Annotated in this window: 23 protein-coding genes; all 23 read left to right on the forward strand. The window is 44.6% G+C overall.

The window, feature by feature from the left end; translation table 11 throughout:
- Nucleotides 1-30 precede the first annotated feature (30 nt).
- Nucleotides 31-1,173 (forward strand): class Ia ribonucleoside-diphosphate reductase subunit beta, encoded by a 1,143-nt coding sequence (gene nrdB / locus A7098_RS19975; RefSeq protein WP_000122502.1) that lies wholly within the window; start codon nt 31-33, stop codon nt 1,171-1,173.
- Between the two features lie 77 nt (nt 1,174-1,250).
- On the forward strand, nt 1,251-2,120 hold the full coding sequence (locus A7098_RS19980) for a hypothetical protein (RefSeq protein WP_024219430.1): 870 nt from the start codon (nt 1,251-1,253) through the stop codon (nt 2,118-2,120).
- 169 nt (nt 2,121-2,289) lie between these two features.
- Nucleotides 2,290-3,393, forward strand: coding sequence for a thymidylate synthase (locus A7098_RS19985; protein WP_176251520.1), 1,104 nt, complete (start codon nt 2,290-2,292; stop codon nt 3,391-3,393).
- A 1-nt stretch (nt 3,394) separates the two neighbouring features.
- Nucleotides 3,395-3,808 carry a hypothetical protein gene (locus A7098_RS19990; RefSeq protein WP_001348729.1) on the forward strand — a complete coding sequence of 138 codons (414 nt, stop codon included), beginning with the start codon at nt 3,395-3,397 and terminating at the stop codon, nt 3,806-3,808.
- Nucleotides 3,805-4,281 (forward strand): trimethoprim-resistant dihydrofolate reductase DfrA51, encoded by a 477-nt coding sequence (gene dfrA51, locus A7098_RS19995; RefSeq protein ID WP_000781810.1) that lies wholly within the window; start codon nt 3,805-3,807, stop codon nt 4,279-4,281. The genes A7098_RS19990 and dfrA51 overlap by 4 nt, the downstream gene beginning before the upstream one ends.
- Nucleotides 4,281-4,925 (forward strand): AAA family ATPase, encoded by a 645-nt coding sequence (locus A7098_RS20000; protein WP_000386468.1) that lies wholly within the window; start codon nt 4,281-4,283, stop codon nt 4,923-4,925. The genes dfrA51 and A7098_RS20000 overlap by 1 nt, the downstream gene beginning before the upstream one ends.
- A 61-nt stretch (nt 4,926-4,986) precedes the next feature.
- Complete coding sequence (locus A7098_RS20005; RefSeq protein WP_105281342.1) at nt 4,987-5,406, forward strand: hypothetical protein; 420 nt, start codon at nt 4,987-4,989, stop codon at nt 5,404-5,406.
- 9 nt (nt 5,407-5,415) lie between these two features.
- On the forward strand, nt 5,416-6,210 hold the full coding sequence (locus tag A7098_RS20010; protein WP_105281343.1) for a hypothetical protein: 795 nt from the start codon (nt 5,416-5,418) through the stop codon (nt 6,208-6,210).
- Nucleotides 6,207-6,755, forward strand: coding sequence for a 3'-5' exonuclease (locus A7098_RS20015; protein WP_000562104.1), 549 nt, complete (start codon nt 6,207-6,209; stop codon nt 6,753-6,755). Before A7098_RS20010 ends, A7098_RS20015 begins: the two co-directional genes overlap by 4 nt.
- A gap of 158 nt (nt 6,756-6,913) precedes the next feature.
- A complete protein-coding gene (locus A7098_RS20020) occupies nt 6,914-7,723 on the forward strand; it encodes a hypothetical protein (RefSeq protein WP_105281344.1) in 810 nt (269 codons plus the stop codon).
- A 183-nt stretch (nt 7,724-7,906) separates the two neighbouring features.
- Nucleotides 7,907-8,500 carry a phage N-6-adenine-methyltransferase gene (locus A7098_RS20025; protein WP_000559568.1) on the forward strand — a complete coding sequence of 198 codons (594 nt, stop codon included), beginning with the start codon at nt 7,907-7,909 and terminating at the stop codon, nt 8,498-8,500.
- A gap of 185 nt (nt 8,501-8,685) precedes the next feature.
- On the forward strand, nt 8,686-8,916 hold the full coding sequence (locus tag A7098_RS20030; protein ID WP_032203380.1) for a hypothetical protein: 231 nt from the start codon (nt 8,686-8,688) through the stop codon (nt 8,914-8,916).
- 530 nt (nt 8,917-9,446) lie between these two features.
- Complete coding sequence (gene rnhA, locus A7098_RS20035) at nt 9,447-10,094, forward strand: ribonuclease HI (protein WP_162630521.1); 648 nt, start codon at nt 9,447-9,449, stop codon at nt 10,092-10,094.
- Nucleotides 10,095-10,239: 145 nt separating this feature from the next.
- The gene (locus A7098_RS23875) at nt 10,240-10,734 is read left to right on the forward strand and encodes a hypothetical protein (protein WP_021533181.1); all 495 of its coding nucleotides are present in this window, start codon (nt 10,240-10,242) and stop codon (nt 10,732-10,734) included.
- Between the two features lie 9 nt (nt 10,735-10,743).
- Nucleotides 10,744-10,941: a hypothetical protein gene (locus A7098_RS20045; protein WP_021533180.1), complete on the forward strand. Its 198-nt coding sequence runs from the start codon at nt 10,744-10,746 to the stop codon at nt 10,939-10,941.
- Between the two features lie 93 nt (nt 10,942-11,034).
- Nucleotides 11,035-11,460, forward strand: a complete 426-nt coding sequence (locus A7098_RS20050) for a tellurite resistance TerB family protein (RefSeq protein WP_021533179.1) — start codon at nt 11,035-11,037, stop codon at nt 11,458-11,460.
- Nucleotides 11,460-11,618, forward strand: a complete 159-nt coding sequence (locus tag A7098_RS20055; protein ID WP_014962273.1) for a DUF3927 family protein — start codon at nt 11,460-11,462, stop codon at nt 11,616-11,618. The genes A7098_RS20050 and A7098_RS20055 overlap by 1 nt, the downstream gene beginning before the upstream one ends.
- A gap of 139 nt (nt 11,619-11,757) precedes the next feature.
- Nucleotides 11,758-12,327: a hypothetical protein gene (locus tag A7098_RS20060; RefSeq protein WP_001718087.1), complete on the forward strand. Its 570-nt coding sequence runs from the start codon at nt 11,758-11,760 to the stop codon at nt 12,325-12,327.
- Between the two features lie 55 nt (nt 12,328-12,382).
- The gene (locus A7098_RS24420; RefSeq protein WP_021533177.1) at nt 12,383-12,664 is read left to right on the forward strand and encodes a hypothetical protein; all 282 of its coding nucleotides are present in this window, start codon (nt 12,383-12,385) and stop codon (nt 12,662-12,664) included.
- A gap of 2 nt (nt 12,665-12,666) precedes the next feature.
- Nucleotides 12,667-13,281, forward strand: a complete 615-nt coding sequence (locus A7098_RS20070; RefSeq protein WP_000467662.1) for a hypothetical protein — start codon at nt 12,667-12,669, stop codon at nt 13,279-13,281.
- Nucleotides 13,282-13,384: 103 nt separating this feature from the next.
- On the forward strand, nt 13,385-15,070 hold the full coding sequence (locus A7098_RS20075) for a DUF4942 domain-containing protein (RefSeq protein WP_105281345.1): 1,686 nt from the start codon (nt 13,385-13,387) through the stop codon (nt 15,068-15,070).
- 377 nt (nt 15,071-15,447) lie between these two features.
- Nucleotides 15,448-15,747 carry a PerC family transcriptional regulator gene (locus tag A7098_RS20080; RefSeq protein ID WP_105281346.1) on the forward strand — a complete coding sequence of 100 codons (300 nt, stop codon included), beginning with the start codon at nt 15,448-15,450 and terminating at the stop codon, nt 15,745-15,747.
- Nucleotides 15,748-15,921: 174 nt separating this feature from the next.
- Entirely contained in the window at nt 15,922-16,410 is a 489-nt protein-coding gene (locus tag A7098_RS20085) for a MarR family transcriptional regulator (RefSeq protein WP_105281347.1), read from the forward strand.
- The last annotated feature ends 53 nt before the right edge of the window (nt 16,411-16,463 follow it).

Genomic DNA, 16,463 nt, shown 5'->3' on the forward strand with positions numbered 1-16,463 from the left:
AACGCACCAAAAAAGAAAAAGGAAAAACACATGTCATATTCAACGTTCCGTTTGGGTGCTAATGATGCAACCAAAGAGCCTATGTTCCTCGGACAATCTGTCAACGTGGCACGTTACGATCAGCAAAAATACCGTGATTTTGAAAAGTTGATTGAACGTCAATTGTCTTTCTTCTGGCGGCCGGAAGAAGTTGATATTTCGAGCGATCGTATCGACTTCAACACGAAGCTGCGGGACCACGAACGTCACATTTTTCTGAGCAATCTCCGTTATCAAACGTTACTCGATTCAGTTCAGGGACGTAGCCCAAATGCAACGCTGCTGCCGCTTATCTCTATTCCTGAACTGGAAACGTGGGTTGAAACGTGGTCTTTCTCTGAGACTATCCATAGCCGTAGCTACACCCACATTATTCGTGGCATGGTGGACGATCCGAGTATTGTTTTTGACGGTATTGTTACGGATGAAGAAATCATCAACCGAGCGATCAGTATCTCTGCTGAATATGACAGGCTTTATGGGATGACATGCGAGCGCCAGTCGTTAGGTGAGAAGGAGTTTGAACGTCTGTACGTAAATGAATATGGCTGGGAGCCATACCCTTTGCATCGTCAGCTTTTCCGCACGTTGGTGTCCATTAATGCGCTTGAGGCGATCCGTTTCTATGTAAGTTTTGCATGTACGTTTGCCTTTGGCGAACGGAAGTTGCTTGAGGGTAACACCAAAATTATGCGCTTTATTGCCCGTGATGAAGCTCTGCATTGCGAAGGAACTGAACGCATGATCCGCTTCATGCGTACCGGTCGCGAAGGTTTATTGTGGAAAGAGATTGCTGCTGATGAAGAAAACGTCATTTACGACACCATGAAATCAGTCGCCGAACAAGAAATGAACTGGGCAGACTATCTCTTCAAAGACGGTTCGATGATTGGTTTAAACGCGGATATTCTGAAGACCTATGTAAAATACCGCACCAATCTGGCTATGAATCGTCTTGGCCTGAAGGCTTTATTTCCAGAAGTTACCACAGATCCGCTGGTCTGGATGAACAAGTGGTTGTTAACCGACACACTGCAAATTGCACCACAAGAGGCAGAGCAAAGCACATATCTGGTAGGTCAGATCGATTCTACCGTGGATAAGGCTTCTCTAAGCCAGTTTGCAGACCTGTAAACCGATACAAAGCATTATGTGGCCTGGCAACGCTGGGCCACAATGGATCACAAGAATTAAGAAGGAACAAAACTAGCATGAACTTTACCAAACTGACTGACCACCTGAAACTTGCCACCGATCGTCTCATTGGATTTAAGCCAGAACCATATGAGTTGCATGAAGGTCATGGTGTAGCTACTGAAAGTATTTACAAGATGGTCGATCAGTTTCATGAACTCTTCCAGCATCCGAGACGCGTTATGCCGACACCAGAGCTGCTTCGTCTCCGTGCAAGCCTGATTCATGAAGAAGCTGTAGTGGAAGGTATTCCAGCCGCAATGAATGGGGATATTGAGCAACTGCTGGATGCAATGGCCGACTTTTTATACGTTGGTGTTGGTACGATGGTCGCCATCAAAGGTGGTATTTCTACCGGCATGACCTATTACACGCAGGAACAGAGCATTGATCGCTTTATGCAGACAATTTTTGTGCCCGGTAACACTGTTTTCGATGATATGGCAATGCCATTTCAGGAAGCTCGTGAGGCGTCATATATGCTCGAAGAGCTGGCAGATAAACTTGAGAACAAGACTGTTAAGGATTCTGAGCTGATTCAGGAACTGCGCCGTGTCATGAACAAAATCTATGTGGCGTGCATGATGACCTATCGACTGGCTGATTTCCTCGGTATCAATGTAGTCGAGCTGGTTGGCGAAATTCATCGGTCTAACATGACAAAATTATGGCCTGCTGATGTCGAGGAACGTCGCCAGGCTGTGGCCAACTGCAAATACGACTCTTCAGACCTGGGATTTCGCCATGCTGATGGTACCGATAAGATGATCGGTTTTCGAATTTCCGATGGAAAGATTCTGAAGTCTCCAACCTATAGTGATGTCGATTTATCCTCCTTTGTTGAGCAAGCTAAAGCCTCAGCAATGTACGGAATGATCAAAAAATAATTGTAGGTAGTTATCTATCTATGTATATTGTGTTAGCGCGTTAAATTCCTGAAACAACTATTCGTTTTGGTGGCCTATGGCCACCATTTTTTATCTATCTGGCCTTGTTCCCTCAATAAATGTAAACTCACGCAATGAATAAGTGATTACTTATCTTTGTGAGGTTTTTGTGTCACTCCTTTTGAATCGTGAGCATACGAACGGTCAGGTAACAAACGCATCGTATGCAAAAGTTATTGAGACGGTGCTTAAAAGCGGCGTGCAGGCTGATGATCGCACAGGCACTGGTACTTTAAGCACCTGCTACGTTCCCTCTTACTACATGCTTACTGGTGGGACTGTGCCGCTTATTTCTGGAAAGGCGGTAAATCTTAAGCCACTGCTTGTCGAACTTGAGTGGTATCTGAAAGGCACGGGCAACATCCAATTTCTCAAGGATAACGGCGTTAAGATTTGGGATGCATGGGCCGATGAGAATGGCGATTTGGGGCCAGTTTACGGTAAGCAGTGGCGTCGATGGGAAGATACCCGCATCGTGAGCCATAGTGAATATCTGAGCAAGATCGCTACTTTCCGTGAACGCGGGTACAAAGTCGAGGGATACCTGGGTATCAGTGAAGATCGCGTAGTGCTGTCCCGTGAAATCGATCAGCTACAGCGTATTGTCGATACACTGCGCACGAACCCTACCGATCGTCGCATCATGCTTAACGCATGGAACGTAGGCGAGCTTGAGGATATGAAACTGCCACCTTGCCACTTTGTCTTCTCTTTGTGGAGTCGTGAGCTGGATTTTGAAACCCGTTTAACGATGGCAACTGACACTGGTCTTCAACACAGTCGCCTCGGTTACGAGTCTATCTACACCAAGATGCTATACGATCTGGAGATGGACGGCAGTGTTACTGAAGCTGAACTGGATGAACTTGGAATCCCCAAACGCATCCTCAACTCCTGCCTCGTACAGCGTAGCGTAGACACTTTTGTTGGTATGCCATTCAATATTGCTGGCTATGGCATTCTCACTCATTTTCTCGCGAAGATTACGGGTCACATGGCCGGTGCATTTGTGCATTTTGGCTTTGACGTGCATTTGTACAACAACCACATGGAAGGTGTGTGTGAGCTAATGAAACGACAGGCTCCAGAGCATTCAGATCCGGTCGTTATTTTCCCTCATGAATGGTCAGAGTTGGATGATTTCAAATGGGACGAAGTTTTAATTCTTGGCTATGACCCTCTACCGTGGATCAAGGTTCCAGTGGCGGTGTGATATGGCAAGAGGTATGTATGTCTTATGCGAAATTGAAGGTGTGCTGGCAAATACCAGCCATCGTAAATCTGTATCTGACTCGGATGCAGGCCAATTCATTGCCGGTGATGAACTCATTTTCCCCACCAGCCGTATGTTGCGTGGTTTTGCTCGCTCAGGGGCTGAAGTGGTGCTTATCAGTAGCCGCTCTGAAACTCTTGAAGCGCCCACTAAACGATGGCTGAAAGATTTTGGTGTTGATTACGACTGGCTTCATCTCGTACCGAATAGCACTAGTTATGAGAAGCATATTAAGCGCACATTAGCGGAGCATAAAGGCGATCTGCTTATCGCTGCGCTGGTGCACGATCCTCGACTCCGTGCCGCTTTAGCTGACTCTCATCATAGACCGGTCATCTATGAGGTGAGCAAATGAAGATGATAGCTGCTGTTGGCCGTAACTATGAGATCGGCATAGCGAACGAACTGCCCTGGCGTTGTTCTACCGATCTGAAGCTATTTAAGAGACTCACCAAAAACGCCACTGTCGTTATGGGGCGTAAAACGATGGAAAGTCTCAAACGCCCTCTTCCAGAGCGTCATAACCTCGTTTTGACGCGCTCTCATGGCTTTGTACCAAATGGATTCTACCCTGCTGGTGTGGATGATGTGTTGCGATTACCAGAGCCTGTGTGGGTGATTGGCGGGGAACAAATTTACTCGCTATTCATGCCGCATGTTGAAGAGATTTGGCTCTCCCACATCGGCGTTGATGTGCCAAACGCCGATGCATTCTTCCCGGCAAGCATGATGCGTAATTTAGGCTTTGTGCCTGTTGAAACAGCTTATACCCAACGAGCCAGCGAGGAAGAGCCTGGCTTTTCGCAGATCGTATACAGAAGGTCGTAATGGATTACCGGATTGGGATCACTGGTGCTCAGGGCAGTGGGAAAACAACCCTGGCTAAATATATCGACAAACATTACGGAATCCCTTACGTGGATGCTGGTGTCGGAAGTTTGATGAGCCGCCTCGGTGTTCGAGTAGGTGATTCTATGCCTCTATATGAGCGGCTTCAGATTCAAATGGAAATAGCAAAGCATATAGAGCTACTTACGCGTGGTGCTGAAGGCTTTGTTATCGATCGCACACCTGCTGATGTTATGGCCTACACGTTGGATTTGGTCGGCCATACAAATGAAGATCGGTGTATTGAGTTAGCCCTCGATATCGAAAAGTTTTGCCACAAAACTGCTATTTCAAACTTTAACGCCATTGCTGGCCTACGCCCGGGGGTCGCTCTCTCAGAGCGAGATTACTTGCGGTCACAACGAGCATCATTAGACCGTCTGTATGTCGCTCGTATTGATGCGTTGATGTGCGGGGAACTGACAAAAATTCACCTGCATCCGCAAAGGGGAGATCTGCAAACCTTCGTCGTTTCCAACCGGTATCGCACAGTTGAAGCAAGAGCCAGATCAGTGATGAGAATGCTAGATAACGCTGTAGAAAAGATAGAAAACCGGTTCTGTGGCCGAGTGACCGTTCATTAGAAATTGTTCGCCTCTTCGACATTGCGACAATAAAACTCTCAAAATGGGTTAAGGATAAAAAATGTTTAGTGAAATGTTGCTTGAAGATGAACTGGATCGGAAAACAACAGAGGCTTTGATTCGTGTAGCGGACGAACATTCCCGGTCGCTTATGAGCGATCGAGAGGCTCGTCTGGCTATTCGTGCCATATTCGAAACTGCGCAGGGGCTTGTTGGCGCACAAGTAGGTGAAGCCATTGACATCGCCATGTCTCAGTTCAGTGAAGGCAGTAAAAAGCCTCTGTTTCCTATGCATTTGATGCTGGCTGGTGGCACGGTGCTTTACGTCTCTGTTTGTCTGGATAGCAACCAAATCAACATTCTCAACACGGCGTCAGGTAAGTGGAAAGATCCGGTTGTCTGTGAAACCAGTGAAGAAACTTTGAAAAAAGCGGCTCAATTTGTACGTAGCGCACTACTTAAGGGCGCTAAGAAGTTGTAAGGAGTAGTAATGGGACAACCGGTAGACATAACAGGTAAACGTTTTGGAAAGTTGGTTGCACTTAAATATTCCGGTATTTCAAACAAACAAGGGCGACTTTGGGATTGCATCTGCGATTGCGGCAACACCTGCCTGGTTAGTTACGGGAAGCTAAATCACGGGGCGACAATATCGTGTGGCTGTGTCTACAACGCACATCGCCGTAGCGTAAAGCCTCATGGTATGAGTAAAACGCCAATTTATCGTATATGGCTGGGTATGCGGGAACGATGTGAAAAACCAACCCATCACGCCTATAAGTGGTATGGCGGCCGAGGTATCAAAGTCTGCGAGCGGTGGCAAATATTTGAAAATTTTTATGCTGACATGGGAGAGCGACCAGAGGGGATGTCTCTTGATCGCAAAGATGTGAATGGTGACTACGAACCTGAAAATTGCAGATGGGCGACTTTTGAAGAACAGGCCAATAACACGCGTTCAAACTTAATTTTGGAGCATAAGAGGGAAAAGCTGACTCTCTCACAATGGGCTAAAAGAGCCGGGATTCAGACATCAACTCTTCACTATCGAATCAAGAAAGGGTGGCCATTAGATCGCGCGCTTAACGCCAGCGTCGACACGTATGCCAACCGAGATAGTAAGCGTCTGATCGAGTGTCGCGGCAGAACTCAGCGAATTACCGAATGGGCTAGAGAGGTTGGCTTGACTGCGACCATTATCTCGCAGCGAATTTTGAGGGGGTGGGATGTTGAAGCTGCCATCTTCACACCGTCCAAACGACCAGTAAAAGGAGATAAAAAGTGATTGCTACAGGGGTGGACATCGAATCAACAGGTCTTGATTTCCTCTCAGGCCATAAAATCATTGAAATCGCAATGGTGAAGTACGAAATTGAGACACAGACAATGGTTGATAGTTTTGTAATGCGGTTCAACCCGCGTCGCAGTATCGATCCGAAAGCGCAAGCGGTACACGGCATCAGTCTTGAAGATTTAGCCGCCGAGCCGTTACTAGCCGATCACGCTTCATCTGTCGCTTCGTATCTCTCTTCTTCCGATATTTGGATAGCCCACAACGGCGAAGCGTTCGATATTCCGTTTATTAGGCATGAGCTGAAAAGTTACGGTTTTTCGCTTCCAGACATCCCATTGATTGACACTCTATTTTCCCTGTGGGCCACAGAAGACGGTAAACGTCCCCGCCTTGAAGAGTTGGCCTTCTCTCTTGGCTTTATATACGATCATGCCAAAGCACATAGTGCCTTATATGACACAAACTTAATGATGCAATGCTTCTTTAAGGCACGTAATAAGTACGGATTTTTTAAATTACCCTCTGAAATTGTGTAAAACAAAAGCCTACTTTAAAAAGTTTAAAGTAGGCTTTCTTTTAAAGAACAGTCGCCTTTCAATCATTTCCTGCCTGTATTTAATACTTTTCCGCCTGATAGGTTTAGTCAAAATGCAGCCATCGAAACGCAAATGTAACCAAACAGAAGGAGACTTACATGAGTTCGGTTGAAAATGTAATGACAAATGATGATCTGGATGAGCTGACAGCCATGTTGCAATCACTTGATGAACCAGTAAAAAAAGCTGCACAGGTTGAAAATACTGATGATATTGACGATCTGCTTCTCGGCCTCGATGCTGGCGTAGCCATGAGTTCTGATGATGTTGCCGAAGAACAGTTCAATGAAGAAAAAGCAGGTGATTTCAGCTCCGCTTTAAATGAGTTGGAGTTAGCTCATGAGCCTATAAACGTAATTAAGGCTGAAAGTGTTGAATCTGCCGAAAACGAGCCAGAACAATTGGGATTTATTGAGGTTGAAGGGTGTGTTGAGATTAATGATGAATTAAAAGTTCAACAGTCAAATGATAGCAACACAAATAAAAAAGCGCGTACTGCAAGAGGTCCTCGTTTTACTCTAAGTGATAAAGATGATGCGTTTTTCAATAAAGCGGGTTTAGAGAAAGATATTTTTTTAGATGCTTATGAGAACGCGCCTGTCAAAGCAAAGGATAAGATATTAAACCTTCTTAATTGGTTTAGCGGAGGTCCAGATATTAGTGTTTACACGGTAATTTCCATGAGACACCTTCTCACAGAAAAGAAGGCTACAAGTAATAGTATTAAGATTGCTTTAATGAGCAATCCAGAAAAACCGTATCCGCTTAACACTGCGTCAACTCAGGCTGGGCAAATGATGGCTGTATTTCCAGCGACAGGAATTGCCGTTAGAGGCGGTGGAAATCTAACATTGAACGAAGAATCACCGATCGTTAAGAAGTTTGTCGCGGAGTACACTATTGGATGACGTTCCCCTACTGAAAATAAAGCCCATAGAGAGCTTTATAGTGCTGGGTAAGCCAATCACATACCCAGCACCACAAAAACGCGCCAGAGAGCTTCTCGTTTGCATTTCTGGCGCGTTTTATTTGATTGCCAGACATAAAATCAAATGCAAAAATAGGTATTTACTTACCTATCGAGAAAGAAGATGATTGCAGCCGAAAAAATCAAACAGCGAAAGCGCGACAACTCTCTTCGTGACCTCTGGAGAACACCTGACTGGCTGTTTTCTGCCATTCAACGTTATCTTGGAGTGACATTTGATGTTGACGTTGCCTGCAACAAGGACAATGCAAAGCTGCCTAATTTCATAGGCGTTGAGCGTGATGCTTTGAAATCTGAATGGGGACAGCCAGGTACAATTGCCTTCCTCAATCCACCCTACTCCAAAATCTCCCCCTGGATTGATGCGGCTATACGTGAGCAGGCTCGCGGAGTTACAACAGTGATGCTAATTCCTCAATCCCTAGATACAAAGTGGTATGAGCGTGCAACAGAGTGTGCGAATGAGACGATTATTCTGTCTGGTGGCCGCGTAGCGTTTGTCGAGCCTGACGTCAATCTGGGTCAGGTAGAAGTAAACATCAACCCAGGTGGCAGTATGCTCGTTGTTTTTCGAGGATTCTGTCAGGACGCTGGGCACTCTATAAGCAAGATCCCTTTGGACGTCATGAAAAGTCTGGGAGGGTATGATCCTGCGAATGTGATCAGGAAAAAAAGACCATCAAAGAAGGCTGCTTAGTTTGTTCTGGCGTCTGTAATTAGCCTGCTTCTGTATATATAAATAACTACATATTAATTATTAATATACGGAAGCAGGCTGTTTTGTATCAGAGACTCCAGACCTGAACATCACTACAGAATCCACTAGAACCCCTTCCCAGACGCTTTAAAATCGATTTTATGAATCACTTTAAGGAAACTAACATGTCATACCCGACTAATGTCGTTGCGCTCGTAGAGAGCGATTTTCTGGCCCAGGCCCGTGAAATGATGAAAGACCGCGAGCAGGCTTTCAACTTGTACGAATGGGCAATTAAGTGCTTGCATCTTGGGGAGCATCGCGAACTTGTTGAACAGCTTTTAGGTGAGTTGATCAACGAGGTGTTTGCCTTGAATGTTCAACTACATGGTCGAGAAAATAATCAATCGAAATGATAGATAAGTACAAACTATTCATAAAATGAATTGTAAGTGCTAAGATCTGATAGTTTCCAGTCGTAGACTGGAGACTCGACCTGATGGGTGGGGGTAAGCGTCACTGGCGTCAGGTTTAAAAAAGCTCACTACCAGCGTAGAACCGGTGCCGTTTAGGTGTCGGGGAAGGGGGAACCAAAGTGAGCGGAGACAAGGGTCACTTTATGATTGTCGAGTCTGGGGTGTTTCGAGAGGTTGAATCCAGTACTCCCCTTCATAAAGTGTGGGAAGATCTCGGTTCTGGGGTGCTGTCATCCATAACTTCCCAAGTCTAAGCTGGCAGTAGACTTAGGCCATAACTTTTCAGGTTATGAAACGACCAGGTTGGTGAGGGATTTTTATACTCACCTCCCTGGGAGAATATTACCTGAAAAGACAACCTCTCACTTCGTTCGAGGTGAACTTCACTCACTTCGTTCGTTCAGTTCAGGTTTATAAAAACCTGTTCTGGGAAGTAATTTGTTTATTTTAATAATTATTAACACGCACGCGTGTGCGCACGCGCGAGGAAAAAAATCGGCGCGGCGCTTGATTCAGGAGTTTATATGACGACGAAGACACCAGCCCGATCGCAAGAAAAAACTCGCAAAAAAGCCAAAAACAAAAATTCTCCCCGCACCAATTCCACAACGCCTGTCGTAGAGTTCAATCCCCAGCTTAAAACCGTGAAAATCTTCAGTGATGGCTCTTGCCTTAAAAATCCGGGTGGCCCGGGCGGTTACGGTATAGTTCTCCAGTATCGTGGTGAGGAACGCGAGTTCTCAGATGGTTTTCATAGCACCACCAATAACCGCATGGAGATGATGGGGGCACTTATCGGGCTGGAGCGTTTGAAATATCCATGCAACGTTATTTTGCACTCTGATAGCCAGTATCTGAAAAACGGCATGACACAGTGGATGAAATGGTGGAAACGCAATGGATGGGTGACTTCTGACAAAAAACCGGTAAAGAATGTTGATCTGTGGAAGCGTCTGGATGAGGCTGCAAGTCGACATAATGTTCGCTGGAAGTGGGTTAAAGGTCACGCCGGGCATCGTGAAAATGAAATATGTGATCGACTCGCGAAGATCGCAGCTTTTTCCGCAGCAGATATGCCTCACAAGAAAGATATTGGTTTTGTTTACAACAAGCAGTAAGTAAGTGTTTACCTATCATTTTAAATCATGTATCTTATCGGCGTCAGGATGACAATGTGTCGGTAAGACACAGTTCCAGGATGGAACGAGAAAGGCGGCTGGCAATCGCCAGCCGCAACTCTTTCTGACACTGGATGGAGTCCACATGGCACGTCAAACCTATTTCACTTCTGCAACTAAACGTCCTCGTTCACTACGTCAAATTTTGGCCGAATTATTTAGCGGTCGTGTTCTGTCACGTCTTGATGAACTAGAGACTGCCGTTCGGTTGCTGAATGAACGTTTAGATAAGCAAGCGTCAGTTGTTGCGAACGTGGGGGCGATTGTTACCTCTGGTTCTTCACGCGAAGCGAAAAGTACACGGCCTTTAGTGAAGGAGAAAAACAACAAGGACAGTTCGAATGGAAAATTTTCAAAGAAAGAGGCTGAAACCAATGGCCTACGTTCTCATTATAGTTTCACTGGCGACGGTAGCCGTTCCAGCCGGCCAGAGCCTTTTGATGCCGGGTTCATCCATCACCACACCTCCGTCGACGACAATTACCACCACTCCAGTAGAGCGTCCTGTCACTCTGGATGGGATGACGGTGGATGCGATACCTCAAGTTCATCCAGTTACTCAGGATCATGCTGTGACTAAGGCGGTTGTATGAACTGGTTTTCAAATCACTTTGGAAAAACTTGGCTGGCGATTCTGGCTTTCATAGCTCTCATGGCCGCCGGTTGGGTATCGAACATTGTAAAACTCGTTTGCTCTGGTGATCTCCAGTTTCAGGCTGGTATGACCTTGGCTCGTGTTGTTGGGATTTTTGTTTTTCCAGTCGGTTCGGTACTTGGTTATTTCTGACGGTTGTTAGTGCATATGCATTGACCGTCTTTTCGTAAGCAATTCATGTAACTAGAAAACAACTTGTTTTAACAAATAACAAAAGGAAAGCACATGTTAGGTTTATTCAAAAAGAAAACTCGTAAAGCTGTTATCGAGGTCAAAAAAATGGAGAACCGAGATGCGGTTGAAGCCACCGTGTGGGGCGCGTACATGATCTCCTATGCCGATGGCACATGCGACGCAAAGGAAATTTCCATTCTTGAGAAAACAATTGCAGCTCTGCCTGCGTTTTCTCCGTTTGCTGGTGAGATTGCCCAAATGAGCGCCAATATCCGTGCTCAATACGAAGCCTCACCGCGCCGCGCTAATGCCCAGGCTTTACGTGAGCTGGCTGATGTGGCCGGGACTAATGATGCAGTAGATGTACTGTGTCTGTGCCTTGATATTGCCGACCAAGACGGTATTGGCGAACAAGAAGAGCTGGCACTGAAAAAGATCGCACAGGCGCTTCAGTTGTCACTGGATGCTTATCTCTAATGCTTGAGAGATTCCGGCTTGTGACCGTCATTGCTCTTCTGGTGATGGCGGTGTTGGTGGATTTTACGGGAAAGATGATGTCTGTCATTTCTGATGGCGTCCTCATTGGTCTGGCGATCTACTTCGCTTATCCGCTAGTCCGTAAAGCAACGTGTTAATGACAAGGGCCAAATGGCCCTTGTGTTTCGTTGACCGAAATAGAGAGTTTGCACCTTTACGTTTAGCTTGCTCCCCTTTTATGCCACATCACAATAAAGCCAATAAGAAAACAACTTGTTTAAGCATTAGGAAAAACACATGTGCAAGAAATGCAAAGCGATAGCTGATGAACAAAACGCCTTATTCGAAGAAATGGATGCTAATGAACTGGTCAAAATGTTAGCCATTCTTCGAGGAATAGAAGACGTTTCCATATTTGAGAGAGTGGTTACAGCACTTAATTTTGAGTCCACCTTTGAAGAGCCAACTCAGGTTGTAGCTTTAGCACATCATTTCGGTGTTCATTATCTTGCTGAAAAAGAGCGCGCTGATAAGTTGCAGGCGACTTTGGATATGGTGAGCGAGACTCAACGAACTGATGACACTAACAAGAGTGAGGCGATTATTGCCAGCAAAGATCGTGAAATTGCTGGGCTTAAATCCTCTCTAACGATGTTGATGTCTGCGTTCAATCTTATGTCTTCTCAGGCGGGTTATAAAATGCCATCACTAAACAGCGATGATCCGATGGCCGTTCGTCAGCTTTTGGGAGCAATGGCCGACCAACTCGACGACACAAAGAGTCGGCTTGAAGACATGATGCGTGAGTTAAGCCATCGACATAACCTCGCAACACAGCCACACAAAGCCTTTCAAAGCTCTAATTGATCTGATATGGCCGCATGATCGGCCATATTGTGTTGATAAAAAACAAGGATGAAAAATGGCATACGGTACAGGGATTTACAACAATAAAGGAATTAACGTTACTGGCTTCCTTACTCCTATTTTTTTTCTTGATCGATTTACTGCGTCATCAGGCTCTAAGACGTACTCCAATCCGCCACCGGGTAAATCGCTACATGCCGTGTGGTCATTGATGCCTCTTAACAACGACAACTACATTAATTTACCTGTTCCAACAGTTACTATTAATGGAAATACGGTTAGTTGGTCAAATTTATATACGGGGCTTGGTTCTTACATATACACATACTGGGGATAATTATGTTCGGGATGTCAATTACACAATCAGATGGAAGTTTGTGGATGAGTCCAGAATTTACTCCGCAAAATCTGATTAATAAAGGGACAATGTCTACATCTAAAGGTTCTGTTTTTCAAACATCAATCCCATCAAACAAATCATGCTTTTTCTTCATAAAAAGCAGTAATAAGGCGAACATGATGTTTATTCATGAGCATAGTAACGGATACAATGCTCTCAGATTGCATCAGGTAAATGGTAGCCCCGGAACAATAACAGTTTATGCTTTTTCTGATATGGTGTTACCACATTCTGGCTATGGCATTGCCATGTATAACAGCGCAGGCGCAATGGTGTATCACGGTGAGATGATGCCCCTTGATGCGAAACTTATCACTATTTCTGACCCTCAATTTACAATAGATATGGGGTATCCATGTGCGGTAATGCCTGCTATGGTTGGGGTATATAACTATAGACGAACCGATTACGACAGACCTGTCTATGTAACAATGACAGGTGCAACTGGAAACCAAGTATATAACGGTCAATGGTATTCCGGTAATGTCACATGGGATATTAAGAAGATTTATACAAACAAAATTCTGGTGATAAATACCTCCAAGTATGATTAGCCAATGCCTTTATTTGAAGGATTGCCTGTTTATTTCTATTTAGTACCTTTTCATTTTTGAAATAATTGCACCATTAAACAAATCACTTCTTAATGGTGCAATTATGAATACAGCCCTTTCCATCATCGACGATGCCAACTCAAACACTGCTATCGACTATCGGCAGGAAATGAACGTCATCCACGAAATTGTGGCCGAGTGCGAGAAAGAGATCGCCTTCATGTATCAGGTACACGACTTCGTTTATGGCGACGAACGCCACAACATGATTAATCGCCTGCTGAGACTAAACCATCGACCAGATGAAGATCGCTCGCGTTTAAATCGAGGTTGGTTGGATAAAGTCGATCTGGAATGGGTGAAACAGAATATTTGGGCCGAGTACTGGAGGAAGGTCACGGACATGACTAACGTTTTGCTGATCATGCCAGCTTCCCGTCGAGATGAGTGGCGCGAGCAGTTTATAGAGGGCAAACAGGAAGTCATCAAAACTGACAGAACCGGCTACCAGATGAAGGTTAAAGAGTTCGTTGGTGTACCGGAGTTCAAAGCAGAAACGGTCATACCCACGATGCTTAATTTGCTGAATGACAGGCACAAATATCTCTCCGAGCGCGTGTATGGCTTGTTTAAGGCGCTGAGTCCTGCGCACAAGACAAATAAGACGAACGGTTTCAGCGAGCGTCTGATAATCGCTGACTGCATTTCTGATTTCTGGCGGGACAGCGTTAGTGTGAACTATCGCAAAGAGGACTATATCGACGATCTGCGTGTTTTGCTTCATTTCTTCGCGCACAAAGAATTTATTACCATCAACCGCACTGCTGAGGTGCTATCAGCTGCGTATCGGGCAAACGACTGCCAGACCGGTGACTGGATGAACGTCGATGGAAATCTGATGCGCGTGAAGATGTTCAAGAACGGCAACGTTCACTTTGAAATACATCCTGACGTGGCCTGGAAGTTGAATGAGGTGCTGGCTTACAGTATGCCTGCAGCAATCCCCGCGCCATGCCGCAGAGCGCCAAAAACACGGGCACCAAAGCAGTTCGGGCTAATCCAGAAGACGATCTCCGTCCCGGTTCGCACTGCGCTTCGTGACGGGCGATTGAGCAAAGACAAAGGAGTATGGTACTTCTCTGATTCAGCTCTCCAGAAGTCGCAGGTGGAAGAGCTTGAGCGCACACTGAGCTTCATTGGCGGCGTGCAGGAGAAAAAGCACTGGCAGTTCCCGTATGACATCGGCCATACGCTAAATACGATTGTGGCTACCGGTTTAATACCGGATACAAAATCACACCAGTTCTACCCTACCCCACGCTTGATTGCTGAGTACGTTGCAAGAGCCACTGAATTGAAGCCTGGTGAGAAGCTGTTGGAGCCTCAAGCCGGACGTGGGGATCTTCTGGCCTATATTAACGCCGATCTGGAAGATGTTACCTGCATAGAAATCGCACCTCTCTTTGCTGATATCCTGCGTGGAAAAGGGTATACGAACACGATTTGCTGCGACTTCATAAAGTGGTCTGAGGACAACGCAGGTTATCAGTTCGACAAAATCGTTATGAACCCGCCGTACTCGCTTGGTCGTCATAGAGAGCACACGCTGGCTGCGCTGGGGCATCTGAAAGTCGGCGGGCGTCTTGTAGCAGTATTGCCGGGCACTGCGCCAATACTGGACTGGATGACGATGGATAATTACGTTTATGCCAGAGGGAAGTCGTTTACCAACGAGTTTGAAGAGACAGGGATCACAGTCAGCGTATACGTTTTCAAACGCGTTAAATGATAGGTAAACACTTACTTGGTTTGTGTAAGAATGTAGTAACTAAACGATAAGAGAAAAACACATGAGCAACCTCCAGTTAGAGCATTTTAACGTCAAAGGCCATTCCGCTTTTCCTTAGTTCATTCGTGATGGCATTGGGTGTTAAGAAATGTATTGACCATAGTGTTAAAGCTATAAAATAAATTTATTTTCCTAATCATTTCATAAAAAATATAGGAAGTCTACATTTTGCAAAACAGCCACATGTAAATTTAGTTTATAACTAAAAGATAAAAATATTAGTGAATATTTTCTTGCATTAGTATTAATTACATGAGTTAGTGTTAAACTCAATTTTTAGGTAGTTAATCTGTAGCATACGTTTGTTTGGAGGGGAAATGGTTAGAGACAAGAAGGCCGAAGATCTTGAGCAAAGAGGACTATGGCGCAGGGCTGCTGTTCGCTGGCAGGAAGTACTGATGGATTATCGACAGGAAGGACAGGTAGACCAACGAATATATCTTAGAGAACAAATACGCCGCTGCATGAAGCAGGCGGTGCCAAAAAACATTGCAGCCAAAGATGTTAGCACATCAAAAGAGTTACGTAAAGCTACGATACGAATAGAAAAAGAAATGGGAATACACCGAGACAGAAAGAAAGCGCATGGAGAACTATATGTTTATAGGAAAAAATAAAATTTATAAACGAAAGGTTTTACTGCTATGTGTTTTGCATTATCTGTAGAAAATTCAGGTGGCGCAAGGAATCTTGAACTGCTATACTTTATTTTACCAGTTTCATTGGGACATAGATATCACACACAGGCTACATGGTTTTTATGAGATGATTATTCAATACCGGATACAACAATGAAAAACGTGCTTTTTCTAGAAAAAATACTTGATTATCAAAAGAATAAAGAGACAGATTATCCTGTTCAGGAGCATTTGCTAATGCAATTATGTATCCGGATTAGCAATAAAATGCAGGACGTCATATCAGATGCGCTAGAGAAGCATAAAATAAACAATACCATGTTTATGGCATTATCATTATTATATTTTACTGATGGTTATTGTTTATCCCCATCTGAAATTAGTAACCTGTTGCAGGTTTCTAAAACAAATATAACGCGAATTACAGATATCTTAGAAAAGCAAAACCTTATCAAACGTGTTGATAATGAACTCGATCGCCGAGGTAAAAATTTATGTTTAACATCAGATGGAGTTTTATTTATACAAAGAATGATACGTGTGCAAAATATAATCATGAAGAAAGTTTGGGAGGGATTATCTGACGATGAACTAAAAATGTTCGAGATGATAAATAAAAAAGCACTGAATAATTTTGATTAGAAATCATGAGTATCGTTAAATGAACATTTAAAAACACTTGCAAACTATAATGC

Source organism: Escherichia sp. MOD1-EC7011 (assembly GCF_002965005.1).
Lineage (GTDB): Bacteria > Pseudomonadota > Gammaproteobacteria > Enterobacterales > Enterobacteriaceae > Escherichia > Escherichia ruysiae.